The sequence below is a fragment of the Anaeromusa sp. genome (assembly GCF_028691475.1).
In the GTDB taxonomy this organism is placed as follows: Bacteria; Bacillota; Negativicutes; order Anaeromusales; family Anaeromusaceae; genus Anaeromusa.
Map to the genome: position 1 here is coordinate 1 of NZ_JAQUZF010000058.1, position 15,973 is coordinate 15,973.

General features: G+C 47.9%; 16 protein-coding genes. All 16 read left to right on the forward strand.

What is annotated here, in order from left to right; all coding sequences use genetic code 11:
- Window positions 1–112: 112 nt before the first annotated feature.
- Window positions 113–892 carry a hypothetical protein gene (locus PHF27_RS08740; protein WP_300068646.1) on the forward strand — a complete coding sequence of 260 codons (780 nt, stop codon included), beginning with the start codon at window positions 113–115 and terminating at the stop codon, window positions 890–892.
- Between the two features lie 33 nt (window positions 893–925).
- Window positions 926–1,117, forward strand: coding sequence for a hypothetical protein (locus PHF27_RS08745; RefSeq protein WP_300068648.1), 192 nt, complete (start codon window positions 926–928; stop codon window positions 1,115–1,117).
- A 96-nt stretch (window positions 1,118–1,213) separates the two neighbouring features.
- Complete coding sequence (locus tag PHF27_RS08750) at window positions 1,214–2,257, forward strand: hypothetical protein (RefSeq protein WP_300068651.1); 1,044 nt, start codon at window positions 1,214–1,216, stop codon at window positions 2,255–2,257.
- A 572-nt stretch (window positions 2,258–2,829) separates the two neighbouring features.
- On the forward strand, window positions 2,830–3,516 hold the full coding sequence (locus tag PHF27_RS08755; protein WP_300068653.1) for a hypothetical protein: 687 nt from the start codon (window positions 2,830–2,832) through the stop codon (window positions 3,514–3,516).
- A gap of 141 nt (window positions 3,517–3,657) precedes the next feature.
- Complete coding sequence (locus PHF27_RS08760) at window positions 3,658–3,876, forward strand: ferrous iron transport protein A (protein WP_300068656.1); 219 nt, start codon at window positions 3,658–3,660, stop codon at window positions 3,874–3,876.
- Window positions 3,877–3,897: 21 nt separating this feature from the next.
- The gene (gene feoB / locus PHF27_RS08765) at window positions 3,898–5,805 is read left to right on the forward strand and encodes a ferrous iron transport protein B (protein WP_300068659.1); all 1,908 of its coding nucleotides are present in this window, start codon (window positions 3,898–3,900) and stop codon (window positions 5,803–5,805) included.
- A gap of 406 nt (window positions 5,806–6,211) precedes the next feature.
- Window positions 6,212–7,726, forward strand: a complete 1,515-nt coding sequence (locus tag PHF27_RS08770; RefSeq protein WP_300068662.1) for a [Fe-Fe] hydrogenase large subunit C-terminal domain-containing protein — start codon at window positions 6,212–6,214, stop codon at window positions 7,724–7,726.
- Window positions 7,723–8,505 carry a 4Fe-4S dicluster domain-containing protein gene (locus PHF27_RS08775; RefSeq protein ID WP_300068665.1) on the forward strand — a complete coding sequence of 261 codons (783 nt, stop codon included), beginning with the start codon at window positions 7,723–7,725 and terminating at the stop codon, window positions 8,503–8,505. Before PHF27_RS08770 ends, PHF27_RS08775 begins: the two co-directional genes overlap by 4 nt.
- Window positions 8,495–9,679, forward strand: a complete 1,185-nt coding sequence (nrfD, locus tag PHF27_RS08780; protein WP_300068668.1) for an NrfD/PsrC family molybdoenzyme membrane anchor subunit — start codon at window positions 8,495–8,497, stop codon at window positions 9,677–9,679. The genes PHF27_RS08775 and nrfD overlap by 11 nt, the downstream gene beginning before the upstream one ends.
- 237 nt (window positions 9,680–9,916) lie before the next feature.
- Window positions 9,917–10,369: a MarR family transcriptional regulator gene (locus PHF27_RS08785; protein ID WP_300068671.1), complete on the forward strand. Its 453-nt coding sequence runs from the start codon at window positions 9,917–9,919 to the stop codon at window positions 10,367–10,369.
- Window positions 10,356–11,555 (forward strand): MFS transporter, encoded by a 1,200-nt coding sequence (locus tag PHF27_RS08790; RefSeq protein WP_300068673.1) that lies wholly within the window; start codon window positions 10,356–10,358, stop codon window positions 11,553–11,555. The genes PHF27_RS08785 and PHF27_RS08790 overlap by 14 nt, the downstream gene beginning before the upstream one ends.
- A gap of 51 nt (window positions 11,556–11,606) precedes the next feature.
- Window positions 11,607–13,112, forward strand: coding sequence for an AMP-binding protein (locus PHF27_RS08795; protein ID WP_363320053.1), 1,506 nt, complete (start codon window positions 11,607–11,609; stop codon window positions 13,110–13,112).
- Window positions 13,113–13,133: 21 nt separating this feature from the next.
- The gene (locus tag PHF27_RS08800) at window positions 13,134–13,667 is read left to right on the forward strand and encodes an alpha/beta fold hydrolase (RefSeq protein WP_300068674.1); all 534 of its coding nucleotides are present in this window, start codon (window positions 13,134–13,136) and stop codon (window positions 13,665–13,667) included.
- Complete coding sequence (locus tag PHF27_RS08805) at window positions 13,657–14,028, forward strand: hypothetical protein (protein ID WP_300068676.1); 372 nt, start codon at window positions 13,657–13,659, stop codon at window positions 14,026–14,028. Before PHF27_RS08800 ends, PHF27_RS08805 begins: the two co-directional genes overlap by 11 nt.
- A gap of 102 nt (window positions 14,029–14,130) precedes the next feature.
- Window positions 14,131–14,370 carry a thioredoxin family protein gene (locus tag PHF27_RS08810; RefSeq protein WP_300068684.1) on the forward strand — a complete coding sequence of 80 codons (240 nt, stop codon included), beginning with the start codon at window positions 14,131–14,133 and terminating at the stop codon, window positions 14,368–14,370.
- Window positions 14,371–14,589: 219 nt separating this feature from the next.
- Window positions 14,590–15,696: a reverse transcriptase family protein gene (locus tag PHF27_RS08815; RefSeq protein ID WP_300068679.1), complete on the forward strand. Its 1,107-nt coding sequence runs from the start codon at window positions 14,590–14,592 to the stop codon at window positions 15,694–15,696.
- The last annotated feature ends 277 nt before the right edge of the window (window positions 15,697–15,973 follow it).

The following is a 15,973-nucleotide window of genomic DNA, read 5'->3' on the forward strand; positions in this document are numbered from 1 at the left end:
CAAACGCCTCGGATATAGGACCCCCGAGGAGCTTTTCGAAGACTTTCTCGACTCTATTTATGCTGCTTAATTTAAACTACCGTTCTACTTTACCAAAGTGTTCAACTTGCACTTGCAATTTACGGACCGTAAAATTGTACAAATGGAAGGGAAAATTACTAACAGTCAAAAAAAGATCGGTGAAGGCGGTTATAATCCGTTACAGGTTGAAATTGAAATAAAGTCAGGCATTGATTCGCTGGAAACCTTGAAGAAACAAAAAGCTTTATACGTTCCCAGTCGGGTTATTGGTCAGATTGATGCGCTGCAAGATGAAATTAATTCCCGAAGCATTGAATTTGAAAAACTTATTGCTTCGGGAAATACCGAAGTGGAAAAAATAGGGAAACAAATAGCCGCTGCACAAATAAAGGCTGATATTGCCAAGCAGTTTAATGGCAGTACCGATAGTGACCAGGAGCTGACGAAGCTGATCGAAGAAATGGCAAAAGCAAATAATGAATTGACTGAACTAAAGCGGCAATATCAAGTATTCACGGTTGCCAAGAATCATCAAAATGACGCTTGCTTAGTCAGTAAGGATACTCCGGGATACCGTATGCGTTCTTTGCGCGGTCAGCTAAAGGAAGAAACGAACATATTCAAGGGTGATATGGAAAGTAAGGTAAATGCACTTTATGATGAAATAGATATCGCTATCAACACCATCGTGAATGCAGCCAAAACCATTGGAAAACTTACCATTACCGCTAAGTTGAGAGATTTAGAATTACAGGCCAGCGGCTTTACTGAAACTGGATTGCAGAACAAATTGAAGGCTATTCAACTAAACTCCGACTTAAAAAGCAAAACTTTGCAGCAGATAGTAGATTCTAGACGGTTCGTTGGTTAAGCAGGATGAATGAAAAATTCTGGAGGTAACAAAATGAAAAACATGCACATGAAAATCAGTGGCGATTCTTTAACAATTACAGTGGATCTGTCACAAGCTTACGGTAAAAGTGGCAGTGGCAAAAACATTATCATTGCTTCATCAGAAGGAAATCAGTCTATTCCAGGTAAGGAAGAAATCAAGATCGGCTTAAATATTTACAAGAAAGCACCAGATAATCAGTAATTTGATGGCTGTTAACTAAAACTAAAAGACCAAAAGAGAAGGCTATCATAGCCGTTCTCTTTTGGTCTTTAAAAGCAGATTGAAAGGAGTTTGAAAATGCCAAGAGAAATCCAAATCATGTGCATTCATGATGATAAAAATTGGAGCGACGCTGAGGAACGGGCTATGATACCAAAGCATATTTCTAAGATTGCTCCTGTACTGGTAAGGCATGTTGAGTTAAAGGATAAGGATTTTGTTTGTGTGGCTCAACACTTAAAGGAATATCGGTTTAAATATGTTCAACGCGAAGAGTTCCCGAATGCCTGCTATGATTGCAGTTATAATAAAGAGTGTCATTGCAGCTATGAGGATACCTTTTTTAAAATATCCCGTATTACAGGCGTGGACTGGTCGGGAGCGGAAATAATGACCAGCGACATGATGGAAAAGGATATTACTCACTTAACGACAGTACGGGGCGTTAATCTAAGCAATAAAGACTTTTTCTGTATAGGACGGCACATAAAATCATTTTGGCATGCCTATGCCCAAAATACAGCCTATAACCCTTGCACAAAGTGTAAATACCGTTCTTCTTGTCAAGGCAATGGCGTAACTGGCGACTGGGCAGCAGTTTTTATAAAATGGACGCGTATCACAGGAATAAATTGCATTAGCGAAACTAAAATACAGCCAAGCCAAAAGCGTTTGGATAATGCCAAATTAATTGAACGGGATTTTCAGTGTATCGCCCGTAGAATTCAAGAGTTTACACGAATCGTTATGTTTAATGAAGACAGCAATGAAGTCTTATTTCATAACTGCTATACTTGCTCTTATAAAGATTCCTGTTATCCTGGGCAGATGTGGGATTCTTTTTATAGACTAGCTAAAATTACGGGTGTATATATGTCTAACTTCTCTCATAATGGCAAGATGCTGCCGGAGCGTGGTGTTTTAAAAGAGGATGAGCCGACAGAAGAGAAAGTGGGCTTCATCATAAAAACGGATAAGTTGAATGATATATTGAGGGAACTTGGTCAAAAGGTAGCTGATAAAGAGTTAAGCCATAGCGAAGCTGTGGAAGAAATACAAAATAACTTCCATATGATAGACGTAATCATGACAAGGAGCGTACCAGCCCCTAAACCGTATTAAAGCAGATGTAATTTAATAAAACAAACACTGGAGTGTATAACAAGGAGGGTTATATAAAAACTATGGAGAACAAGAACGCGTCATGTATTGCGCATCTTACCATAGACACCACGGAGCGTGATGCAGCGATAGATACAATTAGACAAAAGGTCTTATCTGGCGATATGACACTAGAAGAAGGTAGGAGCCATATAAGGGAAGCGATTGCTCTTACTAAAGTATCACAGACGAACATTTCTGCGCAGGAAGAGTAAAAATGCCGGGAGCAGATGAAAATTTGCTCTCGGCATTTTGAGGGTCTTTATGCATAAATAATCAATTAGGGAATTTTAAAATAGAGCGTTTTTTTCCCAAACTATCTGCGGAAAATTCCCAAACTATCTGCGCGCTCATACCTGCTTGGAGACTGGATATATCACAGATCTTGGCTTGATAGGGGTGCATGCACGGCATCCTCCTTTAGAGTGGGACTCTTTTTTAGTATGATATAATCAAGTATACTGTTATTTTATCAAAATTGCGAATAAATGTCGCGTGGAACCTTGAAACTGTGCGAATTTTGGAGGAAAGTCATGGCTTGGAGTGTTGGGTTGTCCTGGCAAGTGCTGGTAGGCTTATCTTGGGCGTTGTGGGGGCGATGGCGGCAGCAGCCGCGGCTAGTTCGGCCGCTTATGCTTTTTTTAGCTGGTTGCGGCGTTGCCGTTGAGCTGGCTGTTTATTCTATATGGGAAGCGGGGCCGACGGCTGAAGAAAGTCTTTGGATAGGCTGCTATTTTTTGGCGAGCCTTGTTGGGAAGCGGCTGCCGGGTATGGCTTGGTGGCTGGCCTTGCTAGGGGGGCTTTTAGGGGGGCTTTTGCTGGGAGGTCACGCTGCAGCGCTGGCGTCGTTGCCTGGAGCTCCCGCTGCTGCGGTAATCTGGCTGAGCTTTTTTGGCAGCGCCCTTGGCGGCGGGGCGCTCTTGTATACAGCGTTGTCCGCGCAGTGGCAAGAAGAAATGCATTTGGGCGTACTGAATGTTTTAGCGGTGGGCGTTTTGGCGACATCTGTCTTAACGGGCAGCCAACTTTGGCTTCTTATAAATGCTTCATTTTCACTGCAGTCTTGGTTAGCTGTTGGAGGGCTTATTTATAGCGGCGTATTGCAGCCGCTGAAATGGCTGCAGCAGCCGGGAGTGCCGCAGAAGAGGCGGCTTTGGCTGGCGTTTAGCTTGTTTGTGTTTTGCACTTGGTGGCTGCGTAATGAGTATTATTTTCATTGACAGGGTTTGGGGTTATTTCGTATAATACAAGTAGGAATTAATGATAATTAATTTCAATGGTTTTGCAAACTGGGCCAAAGCCTGTTTGTCTTTTTTTGAGTATTGACGTGATAATGATAATCGAGATCATGGAGGGGTACTATGACCTTAGATCAAGTACAGCGCGGACAGAAAATACGAATTTTAGCCATCCCGCAAGAAGAAATACGAGCGCAAGCCATCCGCTTTGGTATTTCTATTGGCGCCGAGGTGGAATGTGCGGAAAAAATTATGGCAGGACCTATTGTGCTCGCCAAAGGAAAACAAGAAATTGCCATTGGCCGCCGTTTGGCGGAAAACATTAAAATTGCTTTAGCGTAACTAGAAAAGGAGACAGCCGACATGTCTTGTCATAACAAGAGCTGCTGCCACGAAAAGAAAAATAACCTCTCAGGACAAAAGCATTGTGGGCTGGGACACCCTTCGTTAGAGGGCGTGGTGCCGTCAGGAGCCAGGAAGATTGTTTTAGTGGGCAACCCGAATGTGGGTAAATCCGTATTCTTTAATTATTTGACCGGTTTGTATGTGGATGTGTCCAATTTTCCCGGTACGACGGTGGATATTTCCTATGGCAAACTGGGAGAAGACGTTGTAATTGACACTCCCGGCGTATATGGAATTTCTTCTTTTAATGATGAAGAGCGCGTGGCTAGAGATGTCATTCTTTCGGCTGATTTAATTGTTAATGTGGTGGATGCGGTTCATTTGGAGCGGGATTTGTTTTTGACGCTGCAGGTGATTGATACAGGCATTCCCGTGCTGGTGGCCCTGAATATGGTGGATGACGCCGCGCAAAAGGGCATTCAGGTGGATGCGCACTTGTTGGAGCATCTGCTGGGAGTTCCCGTCGTTTCTACGGTGGCCGTCAAGGGAGAGGGCCTAGAACAGGTACGAGGACGTCTGGACGAGGCTAGGGCGGGAAGTGTGCCAGCGCCGCTGCAACGAGAATTGAAAGAGGCCTTAAATCGCATTGGCAGTCAAGCGGAGGCGCTTTTGGTGCTCGAAGGAGATCCTCATGTAGCGGAGAGGCATGGCATTGCGCCTGGCGACCGCCGTGAGGCTATCTATAGTGACCGTCGTGAGCGCGTGAACGATCTGGTTTGCCATGTTTTGAGCGAGACGCAGCAAGGCGTAGATTTTGCCACGCGTTTGGGGCGTTGGATGCTGCGACCGGCGACAGGGGTGCCGTTTTTTCTGTTGGCTGTTTCTTTGATGTTCTATTTTATCGGCGTTTTCGTGGCCCAAGATGTGGTTGGCTTTACGGAAGAGACCTTGATGCAGGGTTACTATGAGCCGATGATGCGAGGTCTGGTTGGACGATATGTGCCCGAAGAATCGGTGATGGGAGCCTTTTTGATCGGCGAATTCGGACTTATGACGATGACCGTTACCTATGTACTGGGTCTTTTGCTGCCTCTGGTTGTGGCTTTTTATTTCATACTTTCCATTATGGAGGATTCGGGTTATTTGCCGCGCTTGGCTACCTTAGTGGACCGGATGATGAACTTGATTGGTCTTAACGGGCGGGCAATTATTCCTATGATCCTTGGTTTTGGCTGTATTACGATGGCTACCATTACGACAAGGCTGCTGGGCTCGGAACGGGAACGGACCATCGCGACGGCGCTTTTAGGGCTGGCCATTCCTTGTTCGGCGCAGCTGGGCGTTATTGTGGGGCTCTTGTCCGGCATTGGCGCTTACTATACGACCTTGTACGTGGGGATTTTGGTGCTGGTACTGGGCGTGACCGGGCGGGTGCTTAGCCGGGTATTGCCGGGAGAAACCAGCGATCTTCTTATTGATTTGCCGCCTCTTCGTCTGCCGCGCTTAGAAAATGTCTTAAAAAAGATGGCCACCAAGTCGTATGCATTTTTAAAGGAAGCGGCTCCCTTGTTTGCGCTGGGGGCGCTGATTATTACGACGCTGCAGGTGACCGGCCTTTTGGAGACCATTCAAGATGTGCTGGCGCCTGTGACTGTAGGCATATTGAAGTTGCCACGGGAATCGGCGAATATTTTCATCATGGGCATGATCCGGCGTGATTTTGGCGCTGCCGGGCTGACGGATATGGCGATTTCGCCGGAGCAGATGCTGGTGTCGTTAGTTACGATTACCTTGTTTGTGCCTTGTATTGCGTCAATTCTTGTGATATTTAAAGAACGCGGTCGTCGTGAAGGTCTGCTGATTTGGCTGGGGTCATGGGTGGCGGCCTTTGTAGTAGGCGGATTGGTTGCTGCGGTGCTGCTCTAAGAATGGAGGCTGATTACTATGAAGCAATGTCCAACTTGCGCTTTTCCTCTTACGGCTCAGGCCGGGCTGCGCTGTCCTCGTTGCCGGACGCTGTTGGTGACGCCTTGCGGTGGCTCTTGTTCTAAGTGCCGGCAAAAAGAGGACTGTAAGCAAAACGGAAGTAATTCCTAAGCGAGTAGCATAAAAGCATAGGAAAGTCTAAGGGTATGGAAAGAATTGTCTTTGGCTAAACAAAGGCAGTTCTTTCTTTTTTATATCGTTTTGCAGACATAATACAGTATTCTTTGCATGCAAGTGTATACAATGGGATTGTTTTCACTTTATAAAGTTGAATAATGGTTTTAAAAGTAGTATAATACGGACAATATAAAACATTCTATAATTTGTGCAAGGGAGCGGCAGAAAAATGGGCGCAAAGAATAGCACTTCATTTTCAAGACGAAATTTTTTACGCCTCTGTGGTCTGGGGGTAACGGCAGGAGCGCTAGGAAGCGCCGGCTGCGGTCATGAAGCAGTAAGCGGACGGGGGTGGCTGCCGACGCAGTATCGGCAGCCAGCGACCGCTTTGGCTGCCTTGCGGGGCCGTGTGTCACTGGAAGAAGAAGATCCGGCCTTGTGCCGTGATGATCGCAAATGCATTCTTTGCGGCCAATGTCTGCAGGTCTGCCGGGATGTGCAGACTGTATATGGTCAATACGATCTGCCTGTGCGTGATGCGGCTATTTGCGTGCATTGCGGGCAGTGCGCCCTTTACTGTCCGACTGGCGCTATCCGGGAAAAGGATGATACAAAGCGCGTTCAAGAGGCGCTGGCGGATAAAAGCCGGCAAACTGTGATTCAATTGGCGCCGGCGACGCGCGTGTCCCTTGGCGAAGCCTTTGGACTTGCCCCGGGGAGTATTACGGCGCAGCAGCATGTGGCGGCGTGGCGGCAAGGCGGCGCGACGGCTGTGTTTGACACGGCCTTTGCCGCCGATGTGACGGTGTGGGAAGAGGCGGCGGAGTTTTTGCATCGTTGGGAAAAAGGAGCGCTGCCTCAGTTTACCTCCTGCTGTCCGGCATGGGTGAAGTTTTGCGAGTATTTTTACCCTCAATGGCTGCCTCGATTGTCTACCGTTAAATCGCCGCAGCAAATACTGGGAACGTTGCTGAAATCCGAGCATGGAAAAAACTATGGCTTGCGGCCCAAGGATATTTTTTCTGTAGCGGTAATGCCTTGTACTGCGAAAAAGTTTGAATGCTTGCGCCAAAAAGAAGCCTCCGGCTTGCAGGCGGTAGACGCCGTGCTGACCGTGCGGGAAGCGGCGGCTTTGTTTCAGCGACAAGGTGTAACAGTACCCTCGTTAGCGCCGCGTGAATTTGACGAGCCTTTTGGCGTCGCCAGCGGCGGCGGCCGCATTTTTGGCGCTCGGGGCGGCGTAAGTGAAGCGGTGGCGCGCAGCCTCTGGCGGCAGGGAGCAGGGGAAGATTTGCCTCCAGAAGCGCTGCAATGGCGTCAGCGAGAGGATTTGAAAGGACTGCGGGAAGCGAAGCTGGCTCTGCCGCATGGAAGGACGCTCCGTCTCGCTGCGGCGCAAGGCCTGGGGCAAGCGCGGGTCATGATGGAAGCGCTGCAAAGCGGTCAAGGAAGCTGGGACTTTATTGAGGTGATGGCTTGTCCCGGAGGCTGTGTTGGGGGCGGCGGTCAGCCGTTGAGCCAATTGCCGCCTACCGAAGAAGGGCGACAGGCGCGCATCGCCGCCATGCGGGCGCAGGATCGGCAGGATCTGCGTTCCAGTCATGAAAGCCGGGAAGCCCGGAACGTATATGAGACATTTTTAGGCGAGCCCTGCGGCGAAAAAGCGGAAGCGTTGCTGCATACCTCGTTTCAAGATCGACATCAGGCATTTGCTGCTAAGGCGCAGCCGGAAAGGAGGATATGATGCCGAAAAGCGTATTGGTAGATGTGACGCGCTGTATTGGCTGCGGAGCCTGTACTGTGGCATGCAAGCTGTGGAACGGCCTGGTTTACGACGAGCAGGTTCCCCACAGCGGTTCCAAGGCGCAGCTAAACGAGCGCAATTGGACGATTTTGGAGAAACGCCAGGTAAACGGGAGTCAGCGGCGGTATGTGAAAAAGCAGTGTATGCATTGCCTGGAACCGGCGTGCGTGTCGGCCTGCTTTTCTAAAGCGTTGCAGCGGGATGAGAGCGGCGCGGTCATCTATCATCCGGAGTTGTGCGTAGGCTGCCGGTATTGTATGGTGGCCTGTCCTTTTGAAGTGCCCAAATATGAGTGGGGCAAGCAAATTCCGTTGGTGGCTAAGTGCCAGTTTTGTTCGTCTAAGCTAGCTGCGGGAGAGGCGCCTGCTTGTACCGGCGCTTGTCCGACACAGGCTCTCTTATATGGAGAGCGCTCAGAGTTGTTGGCTGAGGCGCATCGTCGCTTGCAAAATGGTTCTTATGTGCCCCAGGTATATGGCGAAAAGGAAATCGGCGGTACTTCTTGGCTATATCTTTCGGATGTATCTTTTGCGCAGCTTGGTTTTCCGGAAAAGCTGGGCGAAAAAAGCTTGCCTGCGTATACACAGGGATTTTTGTCGCAGACTCCATGGCTGGCTGTAGGCTGGGGCGGCTTTTTGGCAGGCATGTCCTGGTATACGCGGCGTCGGCGGCGTCTGAAAGACGAAGACAAGGAAGGCGGCGAAGAAGATGAAAGTTAACTTGTTTGGCTGGAATTTTACAGTAACGCCTGCACGGTACTTCCTGACGGCGGTGGCGCTGCTTGGAATTATTGTCATTGTCTTTCGGCTGGTTACCGGTATGGGCGCGGTGACGAATCTAAGCGATGAATGGCCATGGGGGCTTTGGATCGCTTTTGACGTTCTCACCGGCGTTGCTTTGGCTGGAGGCGGTTATTCGACGGCGCTGATTGTGCATATTTTGCATCAGGATCGTTACTATCCCGTGGCCCGGGGGGCCATGTTGACTTCTCTTTTAGGCTATCTGTTGGTTATGGCTGGCCTCTTTTTGGATATCGGCCAATGGTTTAATTTCTGGCGGCCCTTTGTTTCCTGGGGCCACGCGTCGGTATTGTTTGAAGTCTTTTGGTGTGTGTCCATTTATACAAGCATTCAATTTCTGGAATTCGGCGAGGTTGTTACAGAACGTATCGGCCGGAAATGGCATCTGTATTTTAAAAAGATGATTCCGGTGCTGATGATTATTGGTGTTGTACTGCCTACGCTGCACCAATCGTCTTTAGGAGCGCTTTTCTTGATCGCCGTGCACAAGGTGTATCCTTTGTGGTGGTCCGAATGGCTGCCTGCTTACTTTCTGCTGTCGTCTTTTTTTGTGGGCCCGGCGATGGTATGCGTGGAATCCATTTTGTCTGGCCGCGTGTTTCGTCATCCTGTGCCGCTCCATGTTTTGCGCGGCTTAGCCTATATTGGCGGCGTGATGATGTTCTTGTACCTTTTGCTGAAGGTGCATGATTTTACGGTGCGGGGCTTGTGGCCGCTGGTATTCAAGGGGAATTTGCAGAGCTGGTTTTTCTTCTTCGAAATGGGGCTGTGTCTTTGCGTGCCCTTGGGCATTCTTTTTACCCTTTGGGGGCGGACAAAAAGCGGTCTTCTGACTTACGGCGTGCTAACTAGCCTAGGGGTCATCATGAACCGCCTGAACACGGCGATTACCGCAATGGTCATGGAAGGGAAAAGCTTGTATTTTCCGTCGATCTGGGAAATTATTGTCAGTGCGGCGCTGTTGGCGATGGGCTGTTTGTTGTACTGCTTTATTGTGGAGAATTTTTATATTTTAGACTATAAGCCGAAAGCGGACAAAGAAAAAGTTCCAATGCAGCATCGTCTGGCAGAGGCGGAACTGGAGAATCATTAAACGACTTAAAAAGGGTATACGAAAAGTTATGTTGTTATAAGGGGCTCCATTAGGAGCCCTATTTTGCATTCAAGACATTCTATGCCTAAGACTGCGTAGCCGTTTTTCTGGTAATTTCTTGCTGAATTAGGTAAAGAAAGGGCAATTTCCTTGACAGGCGAGGAGACAAAGGAGTACACTAACAAAAAATAGTTAACCGGTTAAGTATTTTTAAAACCGTAAAACAGGAGGGTGTCGATGGATTTGCACGGGATTTTTCACGGGTTACACCAAGCGGTACGCGGCATTGACAAAGGCGTCAACCAAGTGTTGGCGCCTTATGGGATTTCCGCCTCGGAATGGGCGGTGCTGACGTCGCTGGACAAGTGGGGCGAGTTGACGCAAAAAGCGTTGGCTGAGTATATGCATTTAGAGGCGGCGGCGATTTCTAAGAGCGTCGCCAAGTTGGAAGCGAAAGGCCTTGTGGTGCGCAAAGAAGGCTTGGACCGCCGGGAACGCAAGGTCGCCTTGGCGGCTAAGGCAAAACAGGCATATGCTTGCTGGATGGAATGTACAGGCAGGCATCGCCAGGCAGTGCTGGCTGATTTTACGGCTGAGGAGCTGCAGGCGCTTTTACAGGCGCTGCAGCGTTTGCAGCAGAACGCGGACCAATGGAAGGAAAATGAGGTGGCAACGCATGAGCAAGAGTAATTCGGAATCATTGTGGACCAAACGCTATATATTGACAATTCTGGGGATGTTGTTTGTTTTTGTGCCATATTCGCTGTATTTACCGATTATGCCCTTGTATGTATTGGAAGAATTGGGGCAGAGCGTGGAAATGGCCGGCTTAAGCAATGCCTTGTTTTTACTGGCGTCGGTCTTGTTTCGTACGCAGACGGCGGGCTTGGAAAGTCGCTTTGGACATCGCAAGGTGCTGCTGGGCAGCTCCTTGCTTTTCTTTCTCTCGCATCTGTTGTTTTTAGTGGCGGCGCAGCCGCTGTGGGTGCTGTCAGTGCGCTTTTTTGGCGGAGCTTGTTTTGCTATTGCCAATACGGCCATTATGTCCATGGGCAGTCGTTTTGTGCCGGACAGCCGTAAAGGGGAGGGCATCGCATACTTGACTACGGTAGTAACGGCCGGTTCCGCTATTGGACCCTTTGTGGGTTTGAAATTAGAAGCTCTTTTTGGCTTTCAGGCGATTTTTCTTTTTTGCGGTCTCTCAACGTTGCTCGGTTGGGCCTTGTTGTTACCGATTCGGGAGAAAACACAAGTCGCCTTTGCACAAGAGCTTACTTTTTCACCGAAGAAACTGTTGGAATGGCAGGCTATCCCTGTGTGCAGCGTGATTTTGCTTGTGTCGATCGCGTATGCAGGCGTGCTGACCTTTGCGGCGGTGTATGCTAAAGAGCAAGGCTTGGCGGAGCTGACAGACTGGTTTTTTGTGGTCCTGGCGTTTTGTGCTGTCATGGTGCGGGTTTTCACCGGGCGCATTATGGATTTACATGGCCCTAATGTAGTATTGTATCCGGCGTTTGCACTTTTAGCGGCTGGCATGATTCTTTTGGGCGCTATGCCTTCCATGGTGGGCATGTTGGGGGCGGCGGCCTTGATTGGCGCCGGTTACGGCGTTCTTGTGCCGACAGTACAAACCATTGCGGTGCAAAAATCGCGGCCCGAACGCGCCAGCGTGGTGACGGCAACGTATTTTACCTTTTTAGACTTGGGCCTGGCTGCGGGGGCGTATCTTTTGGGGACGCTGGTTTCTTCCTTTGGCTTAGGGCACATGTATTGGATGCTGAGCTTTTTCGTTATCGCCGTCTGGGGCGTGTATGTGCTGGTACATGGCCGGCATGTATTAGCTTCCAAGGCGGAATTGAATAAAGAACTGTCCTGAGACGGTGGCTGCAAAGTATGGTATACTCATATTTTGATACGAACGTAAAGTTTGAAGAAGAAGAGAGTGATTGCCATGCTAGTGCATCATTTGATATTTCAGGGAAAACAAGAGGATTTTGCTTTTCTGGGGGCCCGCGATGAAGCGGTTACGTACAGGCAATTGCAAAGCAATGTTGCAGCCTATCGCAACTTTTTTTACGCCCAGGGCGTTCGGGCGAGTGAAAATGTAGGCCTTTTTTCTAAAAACTGTGTGGAATTTGTGTACAGCTATCTGGCTATTGTTAGTTTAGGGGCGGTCGTAGTGCCTCTGAACTTTCAATTAACGGAACAAGAGGCAGCGTATATTTTGCAAGATGCCCAGGTAAAGCACCTGGTGACGGAACGGGATATGGATTTACCTGTAACACGCTTGGTGTTTTCGAAATTTAAAGAGGCTGTAGCGCTGGCGAACGATCCGGCGGCGCCGGTGTTGGAGGACAGTCCGGAAAATGAGCAGCGGCCCTGTGCCATTATTTATACCTCGGGTACCACGGGGAAACCCAAAGGGGCGGTGCTGAGCCATCGGAATCTAATTAGCAATGCGCATTCCTATCGGCAGGTGCTGCCGATGGTCCCGGAAGACCGCGTACTTTGCGTGCTGCCCATGTATCACTGCTTTGCCTGGACCTGCTCTGTGCTGACGACCTTGTTGGGCGGCGCGGCGATTACTATTTTAGACGCTTTTGCGCCTAAAGAGACGCTGGCGGCCATCCGTGAGTACCAGGTTACGGTCATTTATGCGGTGCCTACGATGTACAATGTGTTGTTGCGCACAGGAGAAGAGCCGGATTTGGCGAGCCTGCGCGCCTGCATATCCGGCGGCGCGCCGTTGCCGGAAAAAATAGCCAAGCGGTTTCAAGAAAAATTTGGCCAAGAAATTTTAGAAGGGTACGGCTTGTCCGAGGCTTCGCCGGTGGTGAGCTTGAACCCGCCAGGCCGAGTAAAGCCCTGCTCCATCGGGCGGCCTCTTCCAGCGGTGACAGTGAAAATAGACGGCGGCAAAGGGATCGTGCCGCCTGGGACGGTAGGGGAACTCTTGGTCCAAGGCCCTAATGTCATGCTGGGGTACTATAATCTGCCGCAGGAGACGGCGAGAGCCTTGCGCCAAGGTTGGCTGCACACGGGCGACTTGGCGTATCTTGATGCGGAAGGCTACATTTACATTGTTGATCGCCTCAAAGATATGATTATTGTCAGCGGCGAAAACATCTATCCGCGGGAGATTGAAGAATTATTATATAAGTATCCCGGTGTTATAGAGGCTGCCGTTATCGGCGTGCCGGATGAACTGCGCGGTCAGGCGGCCCGGGCGTATCTTGTTTTTGCGGAAGGATATGTTTTTAACAAAAAAGAGCTGCGCGACTATTTGCAGGCAGCTCTGGCGGCGTATAAAGTTCCCAAAGACTTTGTCGTGCTGGATGTGCTGCCAAAGAATCAGACCGGCAAGATTTTAAAGCGGGTTTTGCGTGACCGGGCGTTAGGAGAAGAAGCGGACAGGGAAGAGAAAGAAGAATAAATGCGAAGAGGAGGGTTTGCTGTGAGCTCCATAAAAGAAGGGTTTCTTACGGTGCCTGGAGGAAAAGCATGGTATCGCATTGTAGGCAATGACCGGCCAGGTATTCCGCTGGTAACTCTGCATGGCGGTCCCGGAGCGCCGCATGATTATCTGGAGCCGTTAGAAGGCTTGGCGGATGAACGGCCTGTTATTTTTTACGATCAGCTTGGCTGCGGTAATTCGGAACGGCCCGATGACCTTGCTTTGTGGAATAATGGTCGCTTTATTGATGAGCTGCTCAAGGTGCAGGAAGGGCTCGGGCTTACTAAGATTCATCTTATGGGACAATCTTGGGGAACTCTTTTGGCAGGAGAATACATGTTGCGTGAGAAGCCGCAGCATGTATGCAGCTTGATTTTGTCAGGCCCCTTTTTTAGCGCCAGCCGTTGGCTGGCAGATCAACAGAATTATCTTACAGGGTTGCCGGAAGAGATTCAGACGGTTGTCCGGCAGGCTGAAGCGATGAAAGAGTTTGACTCACCAAGCTTATCAAGAGGCGATGCGCGTGTTTTATAGTAAGCATGTTTGTCGCCTTAATCCTTGGCCTGAAGCCATGAACCGGACTATTGAGAAAATGGGTGTTCCTGTTTACCTGAGTATGTGCGGGCCGAGTGAGTTTACCATGACAGGAAGTCTTAAAAATACCGAATTAGTAAACCGGTTAAAAGAAATTAAGGTTCCTGTTCTGTTTACTTGTGGTCGTTATGATGAGGCGACTCCAAAGACTACCGCGATTTATCAGCAGGCCTTGCCTGGTTCTGAAATGGTGGTCATAGAAGACGCATCGCACGAGCATCACCTGGAAAAGCCCCAAGAGTATCTTAAGCTTGTGAGAAATTTTTTGCGACGCATAGAGGGCAGGGAAACTACAGAATAAGAAAGAGTTGCTGGCGAAATGGGATAAAATACTTTCTGTAGATGCCAATAACTTGATTTTTCGGGTCTTATATTATATAATAATATTAACTTAATAATCGTTATTCTCGGAGGAGCCTGTCACCAAGGGCTTCTCTTATTCTTTTTTATAAAGAGGATAGCAAACAAATTAGAGATTAAAGTAGAAATCATTGATGAAGAGAAAACGCCCGAAATTGCCAAGCAATATGATTACTATTACGTTCCAACGTACTTTGTAGGAAAGCGTAAAGCCTTTGAAGGCGGCACTACGAAAGAGATTGTACGCAAAGTGTTTGAAGAGGCTAGTGAAATTGAAGCGTAGAGTTAGTTATATTAGTAAAACTTCCTTCAATTGACAGTTAATATGAAGTGAAATATACTTAGGACAAGATGTGCGGCGCAAATGTTTAGCTAATATATTGCGGTGTTTCGCCGCGATGGATCACTTGTCAGGACATTGCCTGGGACACCGTCTACCGACGTTGCGAGGGCGTATTGGGATGAATGTAATCTTGTGTCGCACATCAGACTGAGGTGCTGTATGAAGAAACCTAAACGCTATTCGCTCATGGAAGATTATATGGACGAGGCTGACATTTGGGTCTACTACCAAGAAGATATAGACCGTATAGTATTGAATGCGGAAAAAGAAAACTCGTGGACAGATGATTCCTGGGATGATGGCTCGTTTGATGACAATTCTGATGACAATTCTGATGATATAGACGGCTATGATGATTGCACATCGGCAGTAATTAGTGAATTAAGTGCTGATATCGGTGTAGCGGCTTCAAAACTTGGATGGTTATATTCAACATGGAAGACATGGAACCAATGGTACAAAGTCTATACAATTCCAAAGCGTCATGAAGGTTTTAGAGTTATTTCTGCTCCTCAAGGACTTTTGTTGTCTGTGCAACGGGCAATCAATGAGAACGTTTTATCTAAGTTTAAATATCTTGATTGCTGTCACGGATTTCGTAAAGAACATTCAATTTTGACAAATGCTGCCCCTCATGCTAACCAGGATTTAATTATTAAAGTGGACATAAAAGATTTTTTTCAATCCATTTCCGCTTGTCGAGTTTACGGTATATTTAAAAAGATTGGCTACAATACCCAAAGCGCACGTTTTCTAACCAGATTATGCACTTATAACGGTGTGTTACCACAAGGAGCTCCGACAAGCCCTGCATTAGCAAACAGAATTTGCCAGCATATGGATAAGCGAATCCAGGGTTTAATAATCCGCAATTTTGCAGAATATACCCGTTATGCAGATGATATCACGGTCAGTGGGTTTAGTGATATTGTTAGGTTGCTGCCTCTTATAAAACATATAATTTATGACGAGGGATTCGTAGTAGCTGAAAACAAGGTGCGAGTGTGTCGTAGAAATATGCGTCAACAAGTGACTGGACTTACTGTGAATGACGGGGTGAAAATCCCGCGGGATATTAAGAAACGGATAAGAGCGATGATTCATGCTACTGTTACCGCGCGAAGGCTGCATTTTGAAAACAACGATTTATCGGGTAAAGCTTTTCGGGGATATGCATCCTATCTGCATTTTATCGATAGTGAATATTCTAATAAGGCATGGGATGCGGCTATAAGAAATAGTGTTAATTTAGAAGACAAAGAATGAGCATTTGATGATAACAGTAAACTCCTCCCTGCTTGTGTAAAAGTTGCTGAGATAGGGAAGAATTTTATTTCTATAGTGCATGTCAATTTGACAAAATAACATAGAAGCCGATCAAGGTGTTGTACCTCAGCACCATTGATCGGCTTCTATTTGTGGTTCTATGTCAATGGTTGGGGTAAAAGCATAAAGTAATGTTGGCAGCGAGGATGCAAATTCTCGCTGCTATCTATTTTTAGTAACCGCAAGATAGAGGATGCGGTTACGCATTCGCTCAAAA

Coding starts and splice junctions, on each gene's coding strand:
- PHF27_RS08775 (WP_300068665.1), top strand. CDS start 7,723: ATGATGCCGAAAAGCGTATTGGTAGATGTGACGCGCTGTATTGGCTGC.
- PHF27_RS08750 (WP_300068651.1), top strand. CDS start 1,214: ATGCCAAGAGAAATCCAAATCATGTGCATTCATGATGATAAAAATTGG.
- feoB (WP_300068659.1), top strand. CDS start 3,898: ATGTCTTGTCATAACAAGAGCTGCTGCCACGAAAAGAAAAATAACCTC.
- PHF27_RS08760 (WP_300068656.1), top strand. CDS start 3,658: ATGACCTTAGATCAAGTACAGCGCGGACAGAAAATACGAATTTTAGCC.
- PHF27_RS08815 (WP_300068679.1), top strand. CDS start 14,590: ATGAAGAAACCTAAACGCTATTCGCTCATGGAAGATTATATGGACGAG.
- nrfD (WP_300068668.1), top strand. CDS start 8,495: ATGAAAGTTAACTTGTTTGGCTGGAATTTTACAGTAACGCCTGCACGG.
- PHF27_RS08770 (WP_300068662.1), top strand. CDS start 6,212: ATGGGCGCAAAGAATAGCACTTCATTTTCAAGACGAAATTTTTTACGC.
- PHF27_RS08790 (WP_300068673.1), top strand. CDS start 10,356: ATGAGCAAGAGTAATTCGGAATCATTGTGGACCAAACGCTATATATTG.
- PHF27_RS08785 (WP_300068671.1), top strand. CDS start 9,917: ATGGATTTGCACGGGATTTTTCACGGGTTACACCAAGCGGTACGCGGC.
- PHF27_RS08745 (WP_300068648.1), top strand. CDS start 926: ATGAAAAACATGCACATGAAAATCAGTGGCGATTCTTTAACAATTACA.
- PHF27_RS08755 (WP_300068653.1), top strand. CDS start 2,830: ATGGCTTGGAGTGTTGGGTTGTCCTGGCAAGTGCTGGTAGGCTTATCT.